Source organism: Flavobacterium segetis (assembly GCF_900129575.1).
GTDB classification, from domain to species: Bacteria; Bacteroidota; Bacteroidia; order Flavobacteriales; family Flavobacteriaceae; genus Flavobacterium; species Flavobacterium segetis.
The window spans coordinates 259,281-283,186 of the sequence record NZ_FQWE01000001.1 but is presented as its reverse complement, the minus strand read 5'-3'; the positions used below and the strand labels follow the sequence as shown (position 1 = coordinate 283,186).

The 23,906-nt window shown below is 32.1% G+C and carries 20 protein-coding genes and 1 pseudogene; 11 read left to right on the top strand and 10 right to left on the bottom strand.

All coding sequences use genetic code 11. From position 1 onward, the window contains the following. Positions 1-34 precede the first annotated feature (34 nt). The 3 genes from BUA99_RS01290 to BUA99_RS01280 form a co-directional block, all read right to left on the bottom strand. Positions 35-2,272 (bottom strand): cation:proton antiporter, encoded by a 2,238-nt coding sequence (locus tag BUA99_RS01290; protein ID WP_072987180.1) that lies wholly within the window; start codon positions 2,270-2,272, stop codon positions 35-37. Between the two features lie 168 nt (positions 2,273-2,440). Beyond that, positions 2,441-3,787, bottom strand: a complete 1,347-nt coding sequence (gene purB, locus BUA99_RS01285) for an adenylosuccinate lyase (RefSeq protein ID WP_072987177.1) — start codon at positions 3,785-3,787, stop codon at positions 2,441-2,443. Positions 3,788-3,897: 110 nt separating this feature from the next. Further along, the gene (locus BUA99_RS01280) at positions 3,898-4,590 is read right to left on the bottom strand and encodes an SIR2 family NAD-dependent protein deacylase (protein ID WP_072987175.1); all 693 of its coding nucleotides are present in this window, start codon (positions 4,588-4,590) and stop codon (positions 3,898-3,900) included. A gap of 787 nt (positions 4,591-5,377) precedes the next feature. On the opposite strand from BUA99_RS01280, the gene BUA99_RS15595 reads away from it, so the two are divergent. Together BUA99_RS15595 and BUA99_RS01270 are read left to right on the top strand one after the other, a co-directional pair. After that, positions 5,378-5,746 (top strand): hypothetical protein, encoded by a 369-nt coding sequence (locus BUA99_RS15595; protein ID WP_072987172.1) that lies wholly within the window; start codon positions 5,378-5,380, stop codon positions 5,744-5,746. A 42-nt stretch (positions 5,747-5,788) separates the two neighbouring features. Then, positions 5,789-6,445, top strand: a complete 657-nt coding sequence (locus BUA99_RS01270) for a TrmH family RNA methyltransferase (protein WP_072987169.1) — start codon at positions 5,789-5,791, stop codon at positions 6,443-6,445. A 224-nt stretch (positions 6,446-6,669) separates the two neighbouring features. Here BUA99_RS01270 and BUA99_RS15055 read toward each other — a convergent pair whose 3' ends face one another. Beyond that, positions 6,670-6,846, bottom strand: coding sequence for a hypothetical protein (locus BUA99_RS15055; RefSeq protein ID WP_159430920.1), 177 nt, complete (start codon positions 6,844-6,846; stop codon positions 6,670-6,672). 808 nt (positions 6,847-7,654) lie between these two features. Between BUA99_RS15055 and BUA99_RS01260 the strand changes: the two genes are divergently transcribed. From BUA99_RS01260 to yidC, 4 genes are all read left to right on the top strand, one after another. Continuing rightward, positions 7,655-8,098 (top strand): hypothetical protein, encoded by a 444-nt coding sequence (locus BUA99_RS01260; RefSeq protein WP_159430919.1) that lies wholly within the window; start codon positions 7,655-7,657, stop codon positions 8,096-8,098. A gap of 483 nt (positions 8,099-8,581) precedes the next feature. Continuing rightward, a complete protein-coding gene (locus BUA99_RS01255; protein WP_072987160.1) occupies positions 8,582-8,815 on the top strand; it encodes a DUF3820 family protein in 234 nt (77 codons plus the stop codon). 175 nt (positions 8,816-8,990) lie between these two features. Next, positions 8,991-10,604 (top strand): CTP synthase, encoded by a 1,614-nt coding sequence (locus tag BUA99_RS01250; protein ID WP_072987157.1) that lies wholly within the window; start codon positions 8,991-8,993, stop codon positions 10,602-10,604. 54 nt (positions 10,605-10,658) lie between these two features. Beyond that, entirely contained in the window at positions 10,659-12,566 is a 1,908-nt protein-coding gene (yidC, locus tag BUA99_RS01245; protein WP_072987154.1) for a membrane protein insertase YidC, read from the top strand. 934 nt (positions 12,567-13,500) lie between these two features. Here yidC and BUA99_RS01240 read toward each other — a convergent pair. Then, on the bottom strand, positions 13,501-14,460 hold the full coding sequence (locus BUA99_RS01240; RefSeq protein WP_072987151.1) for a fasciclin domain-containing protein: 960 nt from the start codon (positions 14,458-14,460) through the stop codon (positions 13,501-13,503). Between the two features lie 341 nt (positions 14,461-14,801). Here BUA99_RS01240 and BUA99_RS01235 point away from each other — a divergent pair, with 341 nt between their 5' ends. Next, on the top strand, positions 14,802-15,518 hold the full coding sequence (locus BUA99_RS01235) for a toxin-antitoxin system YwqK family antitoxin (protein WP_072987148.1): 717 nt from the start codon (positions 14,802-14,804) through the stop codon (positions 15,516-15,518). A gap of 106 nt (positions 15,519-15,624) precedes the next feature. Here BUA99_RS01235 and BUA99_RS01230 read toward each other — a convergent pair whose 3' ends face one another. From BUA99_RS01230 to nirK, 5 genes and pseudogenes are all read right to left on the bottom strand, one after another. Beyond that, positions 15,625-16,896: an alginate export family protein gene (locus BUA99_RS01230; RefSeq protein WP_072987145.1), complete on the bottom strand. Its 1,272-nt coding sequence runs from the start codon at positions 16,894-16,896 to the stop codon at positions 15,625-15,627. 6 nt (positions 16,897-16,902) lie between these two features. After that, on the bottom strand, positions 16,903-17,571 hold the full coding sequence (locus BUA99_RS01225; protein ID WP_084673446.1) for an SCO family protein: 669 nt from the start codon (positions 17,569-17,571) through the stop codon (positions 16,903-16,905). Positions 17,572-17,598: 27 nt separating this feature from the next. Then, entirely contained in the window at positions 17,599-18,372 is a 774-nt protein-coding gene (locus BUA99_RS01220) for a formylglycine-generating enzyme family protein (RefSeq protein ID WP_072987143.1), read from the bottom strand. Positions 18,373-18,393: 21 nt separating this feature from the next. Then, positions 18,394-18,717 (bottom strand): annotated as a pseudogene (locus BUA99_RS01215) (c-type cytochrome); the annotation flags it as partial. A 90-nt stretch (positions 18,718-18,807) separates the two neighbouring features. Beyond that, positions 18,808-20,298, bottom strand: a complete 1,491-nt coding sequence (gene nirK, locus BUA99_RS01210) for a copper-containing nitrite reductase (protein ID WP_072987139.1) — start codon at positions 20,296-20,298, stop codon at positions 18,808-18,810. A 301-nt stretch (positions 20,299-20,599) separates the two neighbouring features. Between nirK and ric the strand changes: the two genes are divergently transcribed. From ric to mnmA, 4 genes are all read left to right on the top strand, one after another. Further along, the gene (ric, locus tag BUA99_RS01205; protein ID WP_072987137.1) at positions 20,600-21,334 is read left to right on the top strand and encodes an iron-sulfur cluster repair di-iron protein; all 735 of its coding nucleotides are present in this window, start codon (positions 20,600-20,602) and stop codon (positions 21,332-21,334) included. Between the two features lie 35 nt (positions 21,335-21,369). Next, positions 21,370-21,834, top strand: a complete 465-nt coding sequence (locus BUA99_RS01200) for a hemerythrin domain-containing protein (RefSeq protein WP_072987719.1) — start codon at positions 21,370-21,372, stop codon at positions 21,832-21,834. Between the two features lie 78 nt (positions 21,835-21,912). After that, complete coding sequence (locus BUA99_RS01195; protein ID WP_072987135.1) at positions 21,913-22,347, top strand: RrF2 family transcriptional regulator; 435 nt, start codon at positions 21,913-21,915, stop codon at positions 22,345-22,347. Positions 22,348-22,673: 326 nt separating this feature from the next. Then, positions 22,674-23,864, top strand: coding sequence for a tRNA 2-thiouridine(34) synthase MnmA (gene mnmA, locus BUA99_RS01190; protein ID WP_072987133.1), 1,191 nt, complete (start codon positions 22,674-22,676; stop codon positions 23,862-23,864). Positions 23,865-23,906 lie beyond the last annotated feature (42 nt).

Genomic DNA, 23,906 nt, shown 5'->3' with positions numbered 1-23,906 from the left:
TCCTAAATGATTTTAATTTTGCTTTTTTTTATTTCTAATTTCTAAAAAAATCTCGCAGTAGTTTTTTACTTCCCACCACCCACAATATATCGTGTTTTTCTAAAACCATGTTAGATTCAGGATTCAGGATTCGTTTTCCTCTTCGTTCAATTCCCACAATCAAACCATTTGTTTTTTCACGTAATTGCGAGTCTTTAATAGTGGCACCAATAAATTGTTCCTCTAGAAGTTCTAATTGTTTTAAGATAATATCATTCTCAATAACCTCGGGATTTTGAATTTCGTTTTTATGCAAATACGAGTTAAATTCTTTTACCTGATTATCTGTTCCAATAATACAAATTTCATCTCCTGGGAATAAGCGTTCGTTTTTATTAGGAATATTTATAATAAATTCCCCCCTTTTAATAAAGGCAATATTGACACCTAATTCCTCCCTAACTCGCAATTCGCTTAATGTTTTACCTACTACGTTTGATGTTGGTGCGATCTCAAACGTGGACATGTGTCCTTCCCAAGGTGTTAAATCGCTTCTGCTTCTCACTCCTTTTTTACCTTCTCTTGCATTGAAATTTTTTAGAAAGTGGTCTTCAATTTTATGATACTGTGCATTCAATTTTTTTGGAAAAACATAATATACTATAACTGCAACTATTAAAGCGATGAAAGCAATAATAGGCGAGAAGAAAATATTCAGTAAAAATCCAATATAAAAAAGCGTTAATAACATTCGCATTAAAACCATCATTAAAATTGGTCCGCGATATTTGCGCTCTTCTCTTAAAATAGCTACTTGGTCTACAGCTACTCTTCTTAAAGAAAGTGCCCATAAAAAAGGAGATATTATTATCAATGTTATTAATGCGCCAACGGCATTTCCAAATTGATAATCTTCAACCAACGGTAGTATAAATTTTGATGAAAGCAAAATTACAGCAACTATAATAACAGAATGAATTACGACCTGAGTTAAAAAGGCTTTGACTACAATTTGCCAATTTGATACTAATTTGATAGACTGTGCATTTGCACTATAGCGCTCAATCCTTTTTTTCCATCTTCGTGGTAATTTTTTTTCAATATATTCTGAAAAAGGATTAGCAAATTTAACCATAAAAGGCGTTGTAAAGGTAGTAACCGCTGAAACTGCTACAACAATAGGATATAAAAAATCGCTTGTCACATTGAGTGTCATTCCTAAAGTGGCAATAATAAAGGAGAATTCGCCTATTTGTGATAAACTCATCCCCGTTTGCACGGATTGTTTCAAAGGCTGACCAGAAAGCAACGCACCGATGGTGGAACTAATCGATTGTCCAAAAATAACAACTAAAGTTAAAATACCAACGGGTAACGCATATTCATAAAGTGTTTCAGGATTAATTAGCATTCCAACAGATACAAAAAATACAGCACCAAATAAATCTTTTACAGGTTTTACTAAATGTTCAATATGCTCCGCTTGCGTAGTTTCGGCAATGATTGAACCCATTATAAAAGCACCTAATGCAGGAGAAAAACCAACATTAGCAGCGAGAATTACCATCATCAAACACAATGCCAGCGAGATTATCAATAACATTTCGTCTGTTAAGAGGCTTTTTGCTTTTTTTAATAAAGTGGGAATGAAAAAAATACCACCAACAAACCATATTGTTAAAAAGAAGATCAACTTTAAAACGGAATATAACAATTCAGTTCCTGAAAACTGCTGACTCACTGCAATCGTAGAAAGTAAAACCATCATCAAGATAGCAACGATGTCCTGCACAATTAGCGAACCTAATACAATTCCTGCAAATTTTTGTGTTTTTACACCGAGTTCTTCAAAGGTTTTTAAAATAATGGTTGTTGAAGATATAGATAATATAACGCCCAGAAAAATGCTGTCCATAGGTTTCCAACCAATCCATGTTCCTACTGAATAGCCAATAGCAACCATAGCAATAATTTGAGTAACTGCTGTAATTGATGCTGTTCCACCAACTTTCATTAATTTTTTAAAACTAAATTCTAGTCCTAAACTAAACAATAAAAAGATTACACCAATTTCTGCCCAAACCTCAACACTCTTGATATCTTTTATGGAAGGGAAAAAATCAAAGTTATTTCCAGCTAAAAATCCAGCAATTAAATAACCTAAAACTAAAGGTTGTTTAATTTTTTTAAATAATAAAACCGCAACCGCTGCGGTCATCAAGATTAATCCTAAATCACGTATTAACGGTTGTAAATGTTGCGTTGCGGAGACTACTGCTTCAGCTGTATTCATATTTATTTAAGAAGTAAGTTTTGGTTTTGTGGTAAGATAAATAATTTTTTTTAGAAATTAAAATTTTTATCAAATGGACTATTGTATTAAATGTTTAAAATTAAAATTCCCATCGATAAGAATGCTTTTTCTCGTCGATAGGAATAACAAATTTTGTGATTTTTTTTTCTAGATACCCAGAAAATTACTTGGTGTAATTTGCATTAATTCAGCTTTAATTTCATCTGAAACATCAAGTGTTGCAATAAAATTATGGATCGCTTTTTTATCAATAGATTCATTAGTTCTGGTCAATCCTTTCAAAGCTTCATAAGGATTAGGATAGGCTTCTCTACGCAAAATAGTTTGAATAGCTTCGGCAACCACAGCCCAATTTTTCTCTAAATCTTCATGAAATTTAGATTCATTCAACAGCAATTTATTGAGTCCTTTTAAAGTGGCTTCAAAGGCAATTAAAGTATGACCTATTGGAACTCCAATATTTCTTAAAACCGTACTATCTGTTAAATCTCGTTGCAGTCTTGACACGGGTAATTTAGCCGATAAATGTTCAAAAATAGCATTTGCAATTCCTAAATTTCCTTCTGAATTTTCAAAATCAATTGGATTTACTTTATGCGGCATCGCTGATGATCCTATTTCTCCCTCTTTGATTTTTTGTTTAAAATATTCCATCGAAACATACGTCCAAATGTCTCGATCTAAATCAATTATAATGCTATTTATTCTTTTTAAAGCATCAAAAAATGCTGCAAAATGATCGTAATGTTCAATTTGTGTAGTAGGGAAGGAGTGATGTAATCCCAGATTTTCTTCAACAAATTTTCCACCAAATTTTCTCCAGTCAATCTGGGGATAAGCCACATGATGTGCATTGTAATTTCCAGTGGCACCACCAAATTTAGCCGCAAAAGGAATATTAAACAGCAAACGCATTTGCTCTTCTAAACGTTCTACAAAAACGCCTATTTCCTTCCCTAATCGAGTAGGAGAAGCAGGTTGTCCATGTGTTCGCGCTAGCATTGGAATGGCTGCCCATTCCATACTTAAGTCTTTTAATTTAGAAGTCAATGTAATCAAAGAAGGCATGTATACTTTCTCAAAAGCTTCTTTTGTCGAAAGTGGAATCGCCGTATTATTGATGTCTTGGGAAGTCAATCCAAAATGGATAAACTCTTTATATTGTGATAATCCTAAGGTTTCAAATTTCTCCTTAATAAAGTACTCAACCGCTTTTACATCGTGATTAGTGACTTTCTCGGTTTCTTTGATCCAAAGCGCATCTTGAGTTGAGAAATTTTTATATATGTTTCTTAAACTTTCAAATAAATCTGGATTTACTGACGTCAGTTGAGGTAAAGGCGTTTCGCACAAGGCAATAAAATATTCAATTTCAACTAGCACGCGGTATTTTATTAAGGCTTCCTCAGAGAAGAATGGAGCCAGCGAAATAGTTTTATTTCTATAGCGTCCATCAATAGGCGATATAGCATTCAATTCGTTTAAAGTAGTCATTGTTTAGTTGTTTGTTCGAAAGTCGCAAATATAAGCAGAACTTAGAAATTAGACATACTATTTCTAATAATTGACTTGCATAAAAGTGCGCTTTAAAATATTTTTTATTTTTAGAGAAACGAAAGCAATTTATTTCTCATAATTTCAACTCCTGTAGAAGCCATTTCAGGAATTATTTCTAATCGGTTTTTAAGATTTGGAATTTTAATTGGTTTTGGATCAATATAAAATAGCGGTGTTTCTCGTGGCGTAAAATCAATTAATCCAGCTGCTGGATAAACTTGTAATGAAGTTCCAATAACGGCAAAATAATCGGCATTTTGAGTTAATTCCAGCGCTTGCTCCAGTGCAGGAACTTCCTCTCCAAACCATACAATATCAGGTCGCAACTGATTATTATGTTTGTCAAAATCCCCAAAGTTCAAATCATCGTGCCAGTCTACAATATAATTTGGGTCACTTATACTTCGCACTTTTAGCAATTCGCCATGAAGATGCAAAACATTAGTACTTCCAGCACGCTCGTGCAAGTCATCTACATTTTGAGTGATAATATAAACCTCAAAATCTTTTTCTAATTCAGCTAAAATTTCATGACCACGATTAGGAACCACTTCTTTGAGCTGCTTACGCCTTTGATTGTAAAAATCAAGCACTAAAGCAGGATTTTTATACCAACCTTCAGGCGTTGCCACGTCCATCACGTTATGACCTTCCCAAAGTCCGCCGCTGTCTCTAAATGTTTTCACACCACTTTCGGCACTTATTCCTGCACCAGTAAGGACAACTAATTTCTTTTTCATATTTTTTTTATTTGAGCGTGACCACAAGGGTCGGGTTTTCGGCTTTATCTTTTTTGGCTAAAAAGCATAAAAAAAGATATCGCCTCTATCCCTCACGCAAATCTTGTTGATTTTCATATTTTCGTTATTATTGAATATTATATAATGAATAGTAGTCAAATTTAAACTAAAAGTATTCATTTCATTTAGGCGTGTTCGCAAAAGCGACTTTACTTTAAACTCTATATTTATTGAACAGAAAGCTCAAATAAGGAAATCGTCTATATCTCAATAGCCTTAATTTAAGTTTATAGCTAACTAAATTTGTCATTCTGACGAAGGAAGAATCTTTGTTTGTTGCTCTAGTTGTTTAGATTGCTTCTCCTTTTCGGGTAAACCCGCGACTCCTAATTTATTTAAATCCTTAGCTTTATTAAACTGGCCTTAATACCGCATACTAACTCAAAAAAACAATCTTAATTCCTAAACAAAAATTCAATTGAGGTATCACAAACCAATTTTAAAGTGTTAAGGCTACTCTTTTTTACTGTTTTTGCAAAAAACTATATCCTGTCAGTTGACATCGATTACTTTATTTTACTAGAAAACATTTATCGGTAAACATGCATTACAAAATTTTTAAGTCTTGTAGATAAAACGAATTGTTGTACTATTGTTGTACAAGACATTTTTCATCAAAAGTACGAGTGTGTTAAAAAAGAGTTAGATACAAAAGAATTAAGTTCAATAAATCACTCCTAATTTTAAAACTAATTTGTAATTTTGAGTTTACATAAATGACGAAATTATGAATAAATACGCTCTGTTTTTTATAATTGTAAGTTCGTCTTGCGGCTTTGCTCAAAAAGCTAATTTTAAATCTGGATTTTATAGTGCTAATGAAAGTTCTTTAAATGTAACAGCAAATTATTTTAAAACTAAAAGCGCTTCCTTGTATAGTTACAGTCGAGAAATCCAATATTCAATTTATAATCCGAAACCTGGATTGTGTGCCACTAAAATAGCTTCAGAACATTTTTATCCTTTTCAAAATACTGCAAATTTACTTGGAAACGAAATGAAGAATAGGGAGAAAGAGCCAATTTTTCCCGACTTTAAACAAGAAAGTTTAGGAGAAAAAATCATCTCTGCTTTTATTACTTCTATTTTAGAGTAGTGAATTTCGACTTTTTGCTATTTTTGCAAAAAATAATTCGCAATGGTTGATATCGATTACCTTACTTTTCTTGAAAACATTTTAACAGACAACCGAAAAGAAAAATTCTTAAAAGTCCTCGAAAATAGAACAAAGCATTTTACAATTGTAGTAGAGGATATTTTCCAAATGCACAATACAAGCGCGGTAATGCGCAGTTGTGAAGTCTTTGGAATTCAAGAGCTTAATGTGATTGAGCAACGTTACGGAAAAAGTATCGACAAGGAAATTGCAATGGGAGCCCAAAAATGGGTAGACATCAATACATTTGATTCCATTACAAATTGTATCGACACTATAAAAGGGCAAGGCTACCAAATTATTGCCACAACACCCCATGAAGGCGATTGTTTATTGGAGGATTTTGATATCGCTAAACCAAGTGCTTTGTTTTTTGGAACAGAACGAGATGGATTATCTAAAGAAATTTTGAAACGCGCCGATGGCTTTCTAAAAATTCCTATGGTAGGATTTACCGAGAGCTTAAATATTTCAGTTTCAGCTGCTATCATAATTCAAAACCTAACGAATCGATTGCGTAAAACAGACATTGATTGGCATTTATCGGAACAAGAAATTCTGGAAAAACGTTTAGCTTGGGCCAAAAATTCCATAAAAGATATAAAGCGCATTGAAGAAAGGTATTTTTTAGAAAATTAAAACTTCACTTCACTTACTAATTTTATATCAGTAATAATAGAAGGGTTTAATTCATAGCTAAAAACGCCAGAATCTCCGATAGCAAATAAAGTGTTGTCTCTTATTATGACATCAAAACATTTTTTACTGATAGAGTTAACTAAAATTGGTTCGAAAAGAGTAGCGATGTCAAAGATTTTTATCACATCATCACTTACAAATAAATATTTAGAGGTGTAAAAACCTTATCCTTTTGGTTGCGTCAGTGTTCTACTGCGCACTAATATTGGTTTGGTTAAATCTTTAGTGTCATAAACCTGTAGCACATTGATATTGTTGCCGCAAGTTACATTGGAATTCAATGATACAAAGGAATGGGTGCTATTAGCAATTACGGGATAAAATGCGGTACAATGATTCACACTAGATAACTTTGTTGGATTCTTGGGATTTTTTACAGGACAGCACCTTGAGTTGTAGGCTAACAGGATGTAAAAAAGAACAAATCTAAAAGTAAACTTACTATTTTTTGCATCACTACTTTTTTTTTAAGAAAGCAAAAAAAAATGTTGGTTTCGTTTGTCAACTAAATTTTTGTACACTAATATATTTTACTTGAATAATAAATTAGATTACGCGATTGTTTTCAAACAATTTAGAAAATTCGGTAACAGTCTCAATTTTGTATCATAAATTTATTCTATTTTTCGTTTGAGTGGGTGCGGTATAATTTGACATATTTATTAAAAGCGATCGAAGATTTAAGCTACCTAATTTTGGTTAAAAGGTGAGCGATAAGTCAATTAATATTTTACATTAAAAATATTAAAGAATAAATGTACTGAAAAGAAGCGTGTAAAAAATTGCATGAAATACAAGAAAAAGACAGAGATAGAATTTTTTTATATTTTACTTCACCACTAGTTGAAGGTATGATAGGTGTAGTTTTACAACAAAAATATTATAGTATTAAATAAAATTTAAAATCTTTATATTTTTTTAAGTTAGTTCACTAAATGTTCTAATTTTTTCATGCATTTTTTAGAAGTGTAAAATTTTATAATCGCAATTATATTATACCTTTCCCTTTTTTAAAAAGTATTTAACTAAGTATTCTATGAATTATATTCTTACAATTATAGTATTAATTTTAATCAATACAAATTCTCAAAATACCTTAAAATTTGATAAGAGCAATGAAGAATGTGAAGATAAATGGTTTCATATCAAATGGATAAAGATAGTAGTTATGTTTTTGGGTTCATTTATATGGATTCGCAAGCTGGTTTGACCTTTAACAATGAAGGGAAATTTAGAATTGACGGCAGTGGCAAATTCATTAGGATAGAAAGCGGCGTGAAAAAAGAAGTAGGATTTATGAAAGTCAGAGTGCGACCAAAAAAAACAGCAGTAGCTGAAATACCAGAGTCAAAATTTAGAGAGTTGAGTGTTGAAAAAATACCAGGCTGGTTGAAATTTTATAAAACCGAAGATGACAAAGTCGCTAAATTATATCGTTGGGGCTATCTGTACAATGAATGGAATGAAAGTGAAAAGGCTTTGACCTTTTTAGAAAAAGCGGACAAAATAGATTCTAAATTTAAAGGCCTACAAACAGAATTAGCTTTTTCTTATAGTGCATTAGGAAAATATAAAAACGTAGAATTATGTTGAAAAAAAACAATTGTACAAAATCCTAATGACTGTTATACTAATAAGGAATTAGCCTATACTTTTACAAAGCTTCTCAAATATGAAAAAATTGCTGCCACGTACACAAAAATGTCGTTGCTATGCAAAGAGAATATTTTTCTACAAGAAACGGCTTATAATTTAGCATTCGAATTTTACAAAGTAAAGTAGAAAGTTAAATTTAAAAAATGGAATGAAGAAGCATTAAAATGATCAAAAGCAGACAATCAATACACTCGAAATTTAATAAAAATGGAAGCTGATTTAAATAAGTAGAATAATAATTATATTTGAAATTAATGTGAGCGGGAGTAAATTATACTATTGTAATTTTTGGCTTTCCGACATATAGCTATTTTAGTCAATAATTTTAGTTGGTAATTTTAATTTCAAATTACATGTTTTACCCTGATAGCTCATGCCTTTTAATTCGTAATTCTAAACTTAAAACTCCTATTTTTCAAAATGGATCAAGATCAAAAACAGCTTATTAAACTTGCTCATACTAAAATGCCTTTTGGTAAATATGAAGGTTGGTTTCTTATCGATATACCTGAATATTATATCGTTTGGTACAGTAATAAAGGATTTCCAAAAGGAGAATTAGGAGAACAATTAAAATTGATCTACGAAATAAAACTCAATGGTCTGGAAGAATTAATTCGGAATATAAAAAAGCAATATCCAAAACCAATTTAAAAATTACGCAGAGAATAAGACAGACAGCAAGATTATTAATTTTCTCGTTTTCTAATTGATAAATTTTCTAATTCACTAACAGCTTTATTTTCTCGTTAGCTAATTGCCAAATTCTCTAATTAAATTTGTACTTTTGCCACGTTTTTTACACAACTACAACAATTACAATAAGATAATGAATCAAACTAAATATATTTTTGTTACCGGTGGTGTGACTTCTTCTCTAGGGAAAGGAATCATTGCAGCTTCATTAGCAAAATTGTTACAAGCAAGAGGGTATCGTACTACTATCCAAAAGTTTGACCCGTACATAAATGTTGATCCAGGGACATTAAATCCTTATGAACATGGCGAGTGTTACGTTACTGATGATGGAGCAGAAACTGATTTAGATTTGGGACATTATGAACGATTTCTTAACGTTCCAACTTCTCAAGCTAATAATGTGACAACTGGAAGAATATATCTTTCCGTTATTGAAAAAGAACGAAGAGGAGAATTTCTTGGAAAAACAGTGCAAGTTGTACCTCATATCACCAACGAAATTAAAGATAGAATGCAATTGCTTGGTAATACAGGTGATTTTGATATTGTGATAACTGAAATAGGAGGGACTGTAGGAGATATTGAATCTCTTCCGTATATTGAGTCTGTTAGGCAATTAGTCTGGGATTTAGGAGAACACAATGCAATTGTAATTCACTTAACGTTAGTACCTTACTTAGCCGCTGCTGGAGAATTAAAAACAAAACCAACGCAGCATTCTGTAAAAACCTTAATGGAAAGCGGAATAAAAGCTGATATCTTGGTTTGTAGGACGGAGCATGAACTTTCAGAGGAATTGCGTAATAAACTAGCTTTGTTTTGTAATGTCAAAAGAGAAGCTGTAATACAATCTATTGATGCTTCAACAATCTACGAAGTGCCAAATTTAATGCTAGAAGAAGGATTAGATGTTGTGGCATTGAAAAAATTAGATTTGCCAAAAAAAGCTGCACCTGATTTAAAAAATTGGAATATCTTTTTAAAAAGATTGAAGAACCCAAAACATACCGTGAACATTGGTTTGATTGGAAAATATGTAGAAATGCAAGACTGTTATAAGTCCATATTAGAAGCATTTATTCATGCAGGTGCTGCTAATGAGACTAAGGTGAATGTCATTTCAATTCATTCTGAGCATATTGATGGTAATAATATTGATAGTAAATTGTCTGGTTTAGATGGAATCCTTGTCGCTCCTGGTTTTGGCGAAAGAGGAATAGAAGGAAAAATTGCAGCAGTGAAATATGCACGTGAAAACAAAATTCCATTTTTCGGAATTTGTTTAGGAATGCAGATGGCAATTATTGAATATTCACGTAATGTTCTTGGATTTACTGATGCAAATTCAACTGAGATGAATGAACAGACAGCTCATCCAGTTGTTAATTTAATGGAAGAGCAAAAAACCATTACTGATAAAGGTGGCACAATGCGTCTTGGAGCTTGGAAATGCGATATCAAGCAAGACTCATTAGCTTATGGAATTTATGGTAAAAACACTATTTCAGAGCGTCACCGTCACAGATATGAATACAATAGTAAGTACGTAAAACAATTGCAAGATGCAGGATTAATTGCATCAGGGATAAATCCTGACACAGGTTTAGTAGAAATTATAGAGATAAAAGATCATCCATTTTATATTGGGGTTCAATATCATCCAGAATACAAAAGTACAGTAGCAAATCCGCATCCTATTTTTGTAAATTTCGTTGCAGCTGCTGTTAAGGCGAAGAAAAAATAACTAGAAGCAATTTAGTTTCGGTTTACTTTAAATTTAAAACTTTTTTTAATTACAATGGAACAAAAAAAATTTGACCTCAATTCGATTATAGGTTTCGGATTAATTTTCATTATTTTGATTTTTATAATGTATCGAAACCAGCCAGATCCGAAAGTGGTTGCTGCAGAAAAAGCAGAAAAGGAATTGGTAATTAAAGCTACAAAGGCTAAAGAATTGCAAGATAAAACGGTTGCTAAAGCTACAATTGCAGTAGCTGCAACTGGCGATTCTACGCAACTAGCAGAATTGCAAAAAAACTTAGGAAATTTTGCTTACTCAGCAACTCTTCCATCAGCAAAAGCAGGACTTACTACAATTGAAAATGAAGTAGTGAAACTTACTATTGCAAATAAAGGTGGCTACATTGTTGAAGCTACGCTGAAAGAATTCGAAAAATTCAGGAAAGGTTCAGGTCAATTAGTTCAATTAATAAAAGATAACAATTCTAACTTAAATGTTCAGTTATTAACTAGTGACAACCGTACTTTAAATTCAAAAGACTTATATTTCGAGCCTACTTTAACTAAAATAGGAGCAGATCAGGTTTTGTCTATGAAATTGAAAGCTGGAGCTAACGAATTCCTAGAATACAAATATATATTGAAGCCAAACGAATATATGGTTGATTTCGATATTCGTTCGCAAGGATTGAATAAAGTATTGAATACAGCTAAACCTTTGGATTTAGAATGGGATTTAAAAACAATAAGAAATGATAAAAGTGTTTCTTATGAAAATCGCTACACTGAAATCTATTTTGAACATGAAGATGGTAAAATAAGCTATTCTGGACTAGGAAAAACGGAAGAATCCTCTCTTGATAAAGCAACTTTTATAGCTTATAAGCAACATTTTTTCTCTACCATATTATTAACAAAAACTCCTTTTGAAACCGCTAAATTAAAGTCATTAAATTTAGTTAACGACGATAAAGTAGATACTTTGTTTACTAAAAAATTTACGGCAAATATTCCGTTAACTTTTACTAATGGGGAATTAGATCATAAGATGAGTTGGTATTTTGGTCCAACAGATTATAAGACGCTAAATAATTATGACAAAAATCTTGAAAAAATTATTTCTTTAGGTTGGGGTATTTTTGGATGGATTAATAGATTTGTATTTATACCGTTATTTGGCTTTTTAAGTTCTTATATTTCTTACGGTATTGCTATTATTGTTTTTACAATTTTAATAAAGATAGCCATGTCGCCTATTACTTTTAAGTCTTTCTTATCGCAGGCTAAGATGAAAGTATTGCGTCCAGAAATTGCTGAGTTGGGAGAAAAATTCAAAAAAGACCCAATGAAGAAACAACAAGAAACAATGAAGTTGTATAATAAAGCAGGAGTAAATCCTATGGCGGGTTGTATTCCAGCATTGATTCAGCTTCCATTTATGTATGCTTCCTTTCAGTTTTTTCCATCGGCTTTTGAGTTAAGGCAAAAAAGCTTTCTTTGGGCAGATGATTTATCTTCTTTTGATGAAATAATCAGACTACCTTTTTACATTCCATTTTACGGAAATCATATAAGTTTGTTTCCAATACTTGCTTCAATTGCAATTTTCTTTTACATGAAAATGACCTCTGGGGATCAGCAAATGATGGCGCCACAACAAGAGGGAATGCCGGATATGGGTAAAATTATGAAAATCATGATTTATGCTTCACCTATAATGATGCTGTTTTTCTTTAATAGTTATGGTGCAGGATTGAGTTTATACAATTTTATCTCCAACTTGATTACTATTGGAATCATGGTTGTTATTAAAAAATATTTTATAGATAGCGATAAAATTCACGTTCAAATCCAAGAAAATAAATTGAAAGAGCCTAAAAAACAAGGTAAATTTCAACGTAAACTTCAAGAAGTGATGGAACAAGCCGAAGCTCAAAAAGCATTAGATAAAAAGAAAAAGTAACACATTATCTTTTTATCGTAAACATAAAAAAGGAAATCAAGTGATTGTAAACTCATTTGATTTCCTTTTTTTGTGATATTGTTTTTGCTCGTGGTTTATTATTGGTTATGAATGTGACTTATATATACACTGACACTTGAGTTTATCACGCTGGAATTATCTCAGGGCTTTATTATAAGTACTATTTAATGGTGTTGTACTTAAAAAAATAAAAAAGACTGTCTCAATTAATCAACATACGTATGTACATCATTAATAAAATTAAGAAACATCTAGTAGTATAATCTTAAATTAACGCCCTCAATGGTTAAAAATCCTATTTCATGTCTATAGAATGAATAATATTTTTTAGCAAATAAGCACGCCACAATTTGTCACGCTGGAAGCATCTCAACACTCAAGACTAACTCACTAGAAATTAATTTCTACTTCAACACTTTTGAAAAAAAATGGATCTCAATCAATATAAATACTTATCTAAACCGGTAAGAAAATTAAGAAAAGAAAGCGCATTAATCTAAAATTAATTTAACTCCCTTAATGATTAAAACAATCTGTTTCATAATTGTATTGTCTGTAATATATTTTACCATACTTATACGCCGCAAGTTGTCACGCTGGCAGCGTCTCAACATTTAGCAGCGCTTTTTATCGAATTTGATCTACTAAAAGCATCGTAAAATATCGTCTATAACATTCAATCATTGACTGTACTAAAACCATTATGATCAGTGTAATTTTGCATTTCAGTAGATATAAAAATAGAGAAAGATAAATGCACAATTTGCGGAACAAGAGAAGAATGTAAATAATTTTTGCTTGTAAAAAAGCGCTTAAATAAATCGAAATTTATTTAAGCGCTTTTTAAAAACATCCGAGAGTCAGCAATCAGCTTCTGCGATTGCAATCTCTATATTAATTTTACATTTACTGATTAAAGTACAGGTAACAATACTTTATCAACCGCATGTATAACACCATTAGAGCATTGTACATCAGCAATCATAACGGTTGAAACTCTTGCTCTTGCATCAGTAATCTTAACGCCACTTGTTGTTTGGATAGTGAAGGTTTGAGATGGAGTCAAAATAGGCGTAACTACTTGTCCGTTTGTTAATGATGACGATAAAATATTTCCCGAAACGACATGATACTGCAATACTTTTGTCAAGTTTGCTGCAGATACACCTGCGATTCCACTTGGAGCCAACTCAGTATTTAAAGCTGTAAAAGCTGCATTTGTAGGAGCAAAAACTGTAAATGGTCCTGCTGCAGATAATGCTGTAACTAAATTAGGTTGACCTTCACGGTTTAAAACACTTACTAGGGTACTGAAGTTCGCATTAGCAGCTGCATGAGTTACCACAGTTGGTAGTCCAATTACTGCATCTACTACGTGAATAACTCCATTGGATGCCGCTACATCCGCTGTCGTAACTTTAGCAACTCCATTTAATTTAACTCCTGAAGTTAGGTCAACATACATGCTTAAAGTGTTTGTTGCTGAGGCACTTCCTTTAGCTAATGTTTTGATGTACCCGGTAGTCAAGCTAGCTGCTTTTGCTTCGCCGCTTATTACGTGGTTTAATAAAATTTCTTTTAATGCTGCAACTGGTACATCATTAATTGTAGCGTAAGGCGTTGTTTTCAAAAATGCAGTAAATGCTGCATCCGTTGGAGCAAAAACTGTAAATTTACCTGTTCCTTGTAAAGTAGTTGCTAGCTCAGCACGAGTTAACGCCTGAACTAAAATCTTTAAATTTGGATTTTTTACTGCAACGCCAGTAATTGTGTTGTCAACGGGAACGACAGGATCGTTATTGTTGTCACACGAAATGAATACGGCTGCAAATAATGCTAAAGCCAAAACTTTTAATCCCAATACTTTTTTCATAATAGTTATTTTAATTAATTTATAAATATAAAGCGTTTTGTTTTGTTCGCTAATTTAGCTATAATGTTAAACAAAAAAAAATACTTATGTAAGCTTTATGTTTTGTTTAAGCGCTTATTTTCAGCTCATTGTGTAATAACGCAGAAAAAACAGAACTATTTTATATTTATAAAAAAATATTATAACGATATATATTAAACAAATTAAAGTATGAACGTGTGACAGTCATCGTATTAATTTTTATTATATTTTTAACTTTTATATATTTTCCTATTTTTATTATCTCCGTCCAGTTTTATAGAAAAAGAGTTAAATTTGACAGGTAATAAATTTTAAACATTATGACCTTTATTTTTAAAAGAAAATATTTTAGCTATTCAGTAGTAGTTTCGCTTTTAAATATTTGGGTCAGCCATGCTCAATCTACTTACAATAAGATTGATGAAAGAGGAAAAAAAAATGGATTGTGGATTGGAACCTATAATGAGTCAAAAAGACCTAAATATGAAGGTAATTTTGTGCATGGTAAGGAAGTTGGGGTTTTTAAGTTTTATGATGATACAAAAGCTAAATCGTTAATAGCAACGCGAGAATTTAATCCAAATGATGATTCGGCATTTACAATATTTTATGATCAAAAATATTATAAAGTTAGTGAAGGAAAAGTCATGAATAAATTATTTGAAGGAGAATGGAAATATTTTCATCAAGAGTCCAATACAATAATGACTATCGAAAATTATAGCAAAGGTAAATTAGAAGGATTACGAACTGTATTTTATGGTAGCGGAAAAATAGCAGAAGAGCAGGTTTACAAAAATAATGTGAAGGATGGTCTTTATAAAAAATTCACTGAAAAAGGAATTCTCTTAGAAGAATCCAATTTTAAGAACGGTTTATACGAAGGCGCTGCAATTTTTCGAGATGCTAATGGCGATGTGGCTTCAAAAGGTATATTTGCGAAAGGCAAAAAAGTGGGGATGTGGCAATTTTATGAAAAAGGAAAATTAATTAAAGAGGTTAATATGAGTTTGCCTGCAAATAGGTTAAAAGATTAAGCGTGAGTACTAATTCTAAAAGTGAATTCTAAATAGCAAGTAGGACGATATTTAGTAGATAATAAGAAATGTCTTTCCTGATGCAATGATAGTTGTTTTAGGTTTGTTAAATTGATTTTTTAGATGTAAACAATCGTGGACTAAAAGAAACCATCAGCCAAATCCAATTATTAGTTGAAGCCGCACTACCTATATTTTTAACTCTTTCTAAAGTTGTAGAACCAAATATTTGAGAATATCCTGCCTGTGCCATTACTTCTTTACTTACAGTATATGATGCTGTAAAGTCAATTTCAGTTCCTAAGTAGCTATCCATTTTCTTACTGCCGCTATCTAATACGGTGTTAGGTGCGCTGAAAAAATGTGGGGTCAAATTAAATTGCCATTTTGCTCTTGTATAATTTAGTTTTAAATAAGCATCACTCAATCCGATATTGTTTTGATGATTACCCACATAAAAATAATCCATATAACCATTAAAAGCGTGGTTTGTACCGAAAATTGGCGAGAAAGATTTAATAACAGTGCTATTGTCGTTTTGATCTTTACCAGACAACAATTCATATCCAAATCCGCCTTTAAAGTTATCGGTAAATCCATAACCTACAAAAGCTCCTGTATACCAAGCATTAACTTTTTTGTCAGTATTTTTACCTGATTGACCATAAATTGCAAAGTTTATATCCCATTTTTTCTCTTTAAATGTGAGGTAAGTCCCGAAGGTCTGCTTGAAATCAACTTCCAAATTATTACTAGATTTTTCAAATTCATATCCAGTATTTAAAAATAATAAACTCATTTTTACTCTACTAAATTTTGTTTGATACCAGGCGTATTGCATCGATTTATAGTTAATTGTGTAGGGAGTTTTTGGAGCAATTACATTTTCTGCATTGGCGTTGAACGCAAATCCTAAATCCAATTGATTATTTGTAGGCTTGAACGTTAGAACTACAGCATCATGACTTTGACCTTGTTGGGCCCAGTCAATTTCTCCAAAAATACGTTGGTTATCATAAGAAAGAACTTGACGTCCAACACGCGTATACCACTTCGAATTTAATTCGTATTGTGCCCAAGCCTCAAAAACAGCAATTCCATTTTTATCTGTTGTTGTCGTTGTAGAAGCATCTCCCCAAGTTCGAATATTTTGAAAAGTTAATTTAGTTTTTAGCTTTTCATAATTATAATTTAAATTAAGACGGGAACGCTGTGATACAAAAGAAGTAGGCTCTTCGCCATTAGAAATTAAATTTTTATAACCATTTCTATATTCATAGCGAGGTCTTAATTGTAAACTAGCTTCAAATTCTTGTGCATTACTAGCTACGCTTATCAATACTAGTAATGATAAGTAGATTTTTTTTAGTAAACTCATGGTGATTTAATTTAGCTTTTCAGCTTCTTCTAAAATTTTATCGATAGTTTGATCAGAGTTTACTCCTAGACCTTCTTGTTGATAGGCTAATTCGCCTTTTGCATTAAAAACAGAAATAATATTTGAATGGGAAAAATCTAATGGAGCGATTTTTTTATAGTTTACTGCTAAGACGGCTGCAAACTCGCGAGTGTTTTCCTCTGATGAACGTAAAAAAGTCCATTGATCACCATCCATTTTATTTTCAATTGCAAATGCTTTCAATCTCTGTGGTGTATCTACCTCCGGATCTATACTTACTAGAACGAATTTTACATGATCTTTAATTTTTTCTGGAATTCGCTGCTCAATGTTTCTCATGTCAGCAACAAGTCTGGGACAGGCTGCTTTGCAAGAGGTATAAATCATGACCATCACTAATACTTTTCCCTTTAAATCTTTTATTTCTAAATTTTCACCTTCTTCATTTGTCCATTTTGAAGGTAGATTATAAATGGAAAGTTCAGAAATAGGTTCCTCAATAATAGGTTTGGTTTCTGTTTTATTAGTACAGGAATAAAACGAAAGAAAAAGAAAGCAGATTAATATATATAAAATAGATTTACTTTTAAATGATATTCTTGATCGGCTCGAAATTCTTTTTTTTATTTCGAAGTTAAAATCGGTTAATTTCATTTTTTTGTTTTTGGTTAAAATAAAAGACTATTTTTTATCTTTTGCGCAACGGAAACCTAAATTTTTTGTGGTGTATCTGGCTTTCAAACTTCCTCTAAAAGCGTAACGCATGAAAGCAGCATAGTTCATTAAATCAGTTGCATTTACTGACGCACTTCCACAAAATAAATTTTTGTCAGTATCCTTGTCCTTTCGTGATTCACCTGATAAGAAGATACTGTTAAAATCACCGGTCCACTCCCATACTAATCCATGCATGTCATAAACACCCCAATAATTTTTAAATGTTTCTCCCACAGGATTCGCATAAGTATTGGGTTTTTCGTACCATGACATAATGTATTTATTGAAGCTTTCTTTAGTACGGGCATCAATTCGTTTTTCGTCAGCCATTGCAACATATTCCCATTCATCCATGGTAGGAAGGCGACCGCCTTGGCATTCGCAATATTTCTTAGCTGTAAACCAGGAGACATTGGTCACTGGGGCATTACTCAAATTAACCTTTCCGAAACTAAAGTCGCTTTCCCATTGAGATAAATAACTTTTATCAGCAAAAATTCCTTTAATTCGAGAACGGCTATTTTCGGGATATTTTTTTAGAAAAGTTAGATATTGAGCATTTGTAACTGGATAAACGTCAATATAAAAAGGTTTTACTTCAACAGGAGTTTTAGTTGTAGCACCATAGAGGGGAACAAATTTCCCCCTTGCTATGGCAACCATTTTAGGCTCTTGAGCTACTAGCGATGTTGTAACTATTAATAGAAATAATGACAAAACTATTTTATTTTTCAACATGGCTTTTTTTAATTTGAGGTTTTACTTTCTTTGAGCTTTAACCATTACAGTAGTTACAACAGTTTTATTATTTCCCCAGTTTGCGTAAACATAAGTCATAACATCAGCTATTTGCTGATCGTTTAGTGCTTGAGCAGGCATCATACTATTATACTTTGTCCCATTTACAGTTATGGGGCCTTTAAGACCTTGAACTACGCCTTTTATGGCTCTATTCACATCTTTATTTAAATAGTCAGATTTAGCTAGTGGTGGGAAAGCTCCAGGAATTCCTAAACCTGTGGGCTGATGACAAGCTATGCAAACTTGATTATAAACTTTTTTACCTTTATCAGCACTTTGACTGTATCCTTGAAAAGCCAGTGCTATCATAGCGATTGAAAAAATATACTTTTTCATTTTGAAATTATTTTTGTTAAAATTATTATTACTTTTTTATTCATGGACATCTTTAGCTTTTGGAGCTGGTTTTGCTCTAATTGCTTTTACTTTCTCTGGAGTTATAATCGTTTTATTATTTCCCCAACTGTTATAAACGTATGTTAATACATCAGATACTTCGTCATCAGTAAGGTTTTGACTAGTCATAACATTATTGAATTTTTTACCATTTACGGTTACTTCTCCGCTTAAGCCATGTAAAACTGCATTTACTGCTCTATCTGGATTTGCATTGAGGAAATCTGATTTGGCTAATGGAGGGAAGGCATTTGGCACACCTTGTCCCTCTGCTTGATGACAAGCAGAACATGTTCTTCCATACAAAGCTTTACCTGAAACAACCTGTTGAGCTAGTGTTTTAGCTACTGTATTTTTTGGAGTACCTGCAACCTTTGGCATCGTCTGGATTGTTCCACCCTCAGGTAAATAAATTCCCTCTTGAATAGTGCCTGAATATACTTTTTTATTTTCTTCACCTTCTACTTTCAACATTCCTAGTGCGCCCTTATTAAAGGCTCTAAATATCGAGTGATCTACAAGAATAAAGGTTCCAGGAACTTCAACTTTAAGTTCAACAATAGCAGCACCACCAGCAGGAATTAAAGTAGTTTGAACGTTTTTATTAATTAAATCTCCACCCTCAACGTGTACTTTATCAAATATTTCACCAATTGCATGAAAAGAAGAAACTAAATTTGGACCACCATTTCCCATAAAAATTCGAACGGTTTCACCTCTTTTAGCAGTTAATGCTTTGTCACCAGTTAGAGCTCCAACTTTTCCATTAAATACAACGTAATCAGGTTGTTCTTTTATCGCTTTTTCCATGTCAAACGGTTGATTACCTTGTTCCCCGTAAGATCCTTTTGTGTAAAAATCGCCCTGCATAATGTAGTATTCTTTATCAACGGGAGCTAATCCGCCTTCTGGTTCTACTAATATTAAGCCGTACATTCCGTTTGCTATGTGCATTCCCACAGGAGCGGTGGCACAGTGATACACATACAAACCTGGATTTAATGTTTTAAAGCTGAAAACTTTTTCATGTCCGGGAGCTACAAGTGATGAGGTGGCGCCACCACCAGGCCCTGTGACCGCATGCAAATCTATATTGTGCGGCATTTTATTGTCAGGGTGATTTTTTAAATGAAATTCTACTTCATCTCCCACACGTGTTCTAATAAAACTTCCAGGAACAGATCCGCCAAATGTCCAGTACGTATACTTTACGCCATCTACCATTTCACCTTCTTTTTCTGTAATCTCCATATTAACTATAAGTTTCATCGCTGGACGATCACCTACTGGCGCTGGAACAAATGGTGGAGCAGTCAATTCTGCTGTTTTTTGACCTACCATTTTTATATTTTCATAATATTTGGCATCTTTTTCCTCATTCTCTTTACAAGCGAAAATTCCGATTGCGAGAAAAAATAAGATTGCAACGCGCTTACTTTTCTGGATTAAATTAAATTGTGTATACATAATAAGGAGGTTTAGATTATTTTGATTTAATTCCTAAAATAAAAGATGATTTTATCCTTTGTTTTATTACTACAAATTAATGAAAGAAATTATTTAGAAAATATGATAAAAATCATTTTTTTTAAATAATTTGAATGTATTGATTTAACATAATTTTAAATATTTTTTATGAATTTAAATATCTCTTATTTAGCTATTTAAAAGGAATATTAGTAAAATTATTTAATTAAGGATAAATTTGTCCTTTATATAAAAAAAAGATTTAAATTTGTATAAATATTTTAATTTAAAAATTTTAATCATGCAAACTTTAGAGAAGATAACAATAGGAGAATACGTAGCAAAAGATTTTAGAACAGCAGCCGTTTTTTCGAGATATGGCCTTGATTTTTGTTGTAAAGGAAACAGAACGATTGAACAAGCTTGTGATAAAAAAAATATTGATATTAATATCTTGTATCAAGAGATAGAAAATATTTCAAACACTAAAAATGATAATGGGATTGACTTTAAATCTTGGCCATTAGATTTATTAGCTGATTATATTGAGAAAACGCATCATCGTTATGTGGAAGAAAAGACTCAAATTTTACTTCCATTTTTAGACAAATTATGTAAAGTGCATGGTGCTACTCATCCTGAATTATTTGAAATAAATGAACTTTTTAAAGGTTGTGCTGGTGAATTAGCGCAGCACATGAAAAAAGAAGAACTAATCTTATTTCCATTTATCAAAAAATTAGCAAAAGCGAGTCTTACTGATGAAGCGATCAAGGCTCCTCATTTTGGAACTGTAAAAAATCCTATTGAAATGATGATGCAAGAACACGAAGCCGAAGGTGATCGATTTGTAAAAATTGCTGAATTAACTAATAATTATACGCCGCCTACTGACGGTTGTAGTACATACAAAGTGACTTTTGCAATGTTAAGTGATTTTGAACAAGACCTTCACAAACACATTCACTTGGAAAACAATATTTTATTTCCAGCTGCGGCACTTTTAGAACAAAAATATACGTTCAAAGAAAACTAAAGTTTAATATGAAAATAAAGCTTAAAAATAATTTTATGATCTCACAAAAACCTTTAAAGAGAATAAAAGAACTGCAACCATTAAGCCATGATCATCATCATGGTTTACAATTGTGTTGGAAAATTAAAACTGCCTTTTCAAAAAATATTGATCTCAAAAGAATAAAAAATTATATAAATTGGTTTTATAAAACTCATCTAAAGTCTCATTTTGAACTGGAGGAAAAATTTGTGTTTTCTGTGCTTGGTTCGGCAAACGAATTCGTAGAGCAAGCCTTATCCGATCATTATAAATTGACCAAGTTATTTACGGAAGAGAATGATTTGGAACAAACGTTTAAGAATATAGCCGAATTATTGGAGCAGCACATTCGATTTGAAGAACGTACTTTATTTCCTGAAATCCAAAAGATTGCCAGCGCTTCTCAATTGGCTGATATTAGTAAATTTCACTCTGACGAGAATTTTATTGAAAACAATACCGATGTTTTCTGGTTATAAATTGAATTACTAAAGTGGATTGAAAATTTCAAAGAAGTGTTACCGTGATTCTGTAAATTTGTAAAAAAAACAAACTGTATGTTTTCTAAAACTTGTGAATACGGAATTAGAGCTGCTATCTTTATCGCTTCTCAATCTTATCTTAATACACGTGTAGGATTAAAGGAAATAGCAAAAAAAATTGATTCTCCTGAAGCCTTCACTGCAAAGATTTTACAAATTCTATCTAAAAATGCCATCGTTCAGTCCGTTAAAGGTGTGGGTGGTGGTTTTGAAATATCAAAAGAATTGATGCGCCAAATAACACTTGCACAAATTGTCACTGCACTCGAAGGAGATCGAGTTTTTACAGGTTGCGGTTTGGGACTACAATCATGTAATGAAGAACATCCCTGCCCTTTACACGAAAAATTTGTTCAAATTAGAACTGAATTAGCCTTGATGCTAGAAAATACCAATCTAGAGGAGTTAGCACTTGGTATTAAATCTGGAGATACTTTTTTGAGATATTAGACTTCGTTTATTTTAAAGTTCTCCAAGTCAAAACATAAAATAGATTAAAATATTTGAAGGCGGGCAGTTTTCAGATCGTTGTTTTATAAATTCTTCAATAACGATTATTTCCTTTTATTAGAAAATTCTCCCATTTGTCTTTCATAATTTTTTAGATATAAAACCGAAAAAATTTATTTACTTTTTTTACGGAGTAAGATATATTAATGATTGTCCAAGTTGGATTTTTAGCTAATAATAAAAGAATACCATCTCGATATTCTCATATTTTTTCTCCAGTAAATATTCGTAACTTTGCATCCTTATAAAATTATAATTTTTTGAAGATGAAGCGTGTTGTTGTAGGACTTTCCGGAGGAGTAGATTCAAGTGTTGCAGCCTATTTGTTGCAACAGCAAGGATATGATGTTATTGGTCTTTTTATGAAGAATTGGCATGATGATTCTGTTACTATTTCTAACGAATGTCCCTGGTTAGAAGACAGTAATGATGCTTTGCTAGTTGCCGAAAAATTAGGAATTCCTTTTCAAACGGTTGATTTAAGCGAGGAATACAAAGAGAAAATCGTTGATTATATGTTCAATGAATATGAAAGAGGACGAACTCCTAATCCAGATGTGCTTTGCAATCGTGAAATAAAATTTGATGTTTTTATGAAAATTGCACTAAATCTTGGAGCTGATTATGTTGCAACAGGTCACTATTGCCGTAAAACGGAAATTGATGTTAACGGCGAGACTATTTATCAACTACAAGCGGGTACAGATGGTAACAAAGATCAGTCGTATTTTCTTTGTCAATTATCACAGGATCAATTATCAAAATCTTTATTTCCTATTGGAGAATTGACAAAGCCAGAAGTTAGATCGATAGCCGCTCAAATGGACTTGATTACTGCTGAAAAGAAAGACTCACAAGGATTGTGTTTTATAGGGAAAGTACGTTTGCCAGAATTTTTACAGCAAAAATTACGACCAAAAGAAGGTTTGATCATCCAAATTGATAAGAACGATTCAATATATTCTAGTAAAATATCGTCTGGTAGTCTTACCTTAGAAGATATTTTACAAGCAGCATCCAGTCACGTTCCTTACACACCACAGATGGGTAAAATAGTAGGAAAACATCAAGGAGCACATTATTTTACCACGGGTCAACGAAAAGGATTGAATGTGGGGGGCACAACTGATCCTTTGTTTATTATTGCAACTAATGTAGAAACTAATACGATCTACACTGGATTAACAAGTATGCATCCTGGATTATTTAAAAAAGCGCTCAAAATTGAAAATCAAGAAGTGCATTGGATTCGAAATGATTTGGCTTTAGCCAATGGAGAAAGAGTCGAGTACATGGTGCGAATAAGATATAGACAGCCGTTGCAAAGAGCGACTTTATATCAATTTGAAACTGTATTGTATATTGAATTTGCTGAACCTCAATCAGCAATTACTGAAGGACAATTTGCAGCTTGGTATTTAGAAGATGAATTAATTGGATCTGGAGTAATATCCTAAAAAATATTAATTAAAACAATTGGTAATATTATATTTTTCATC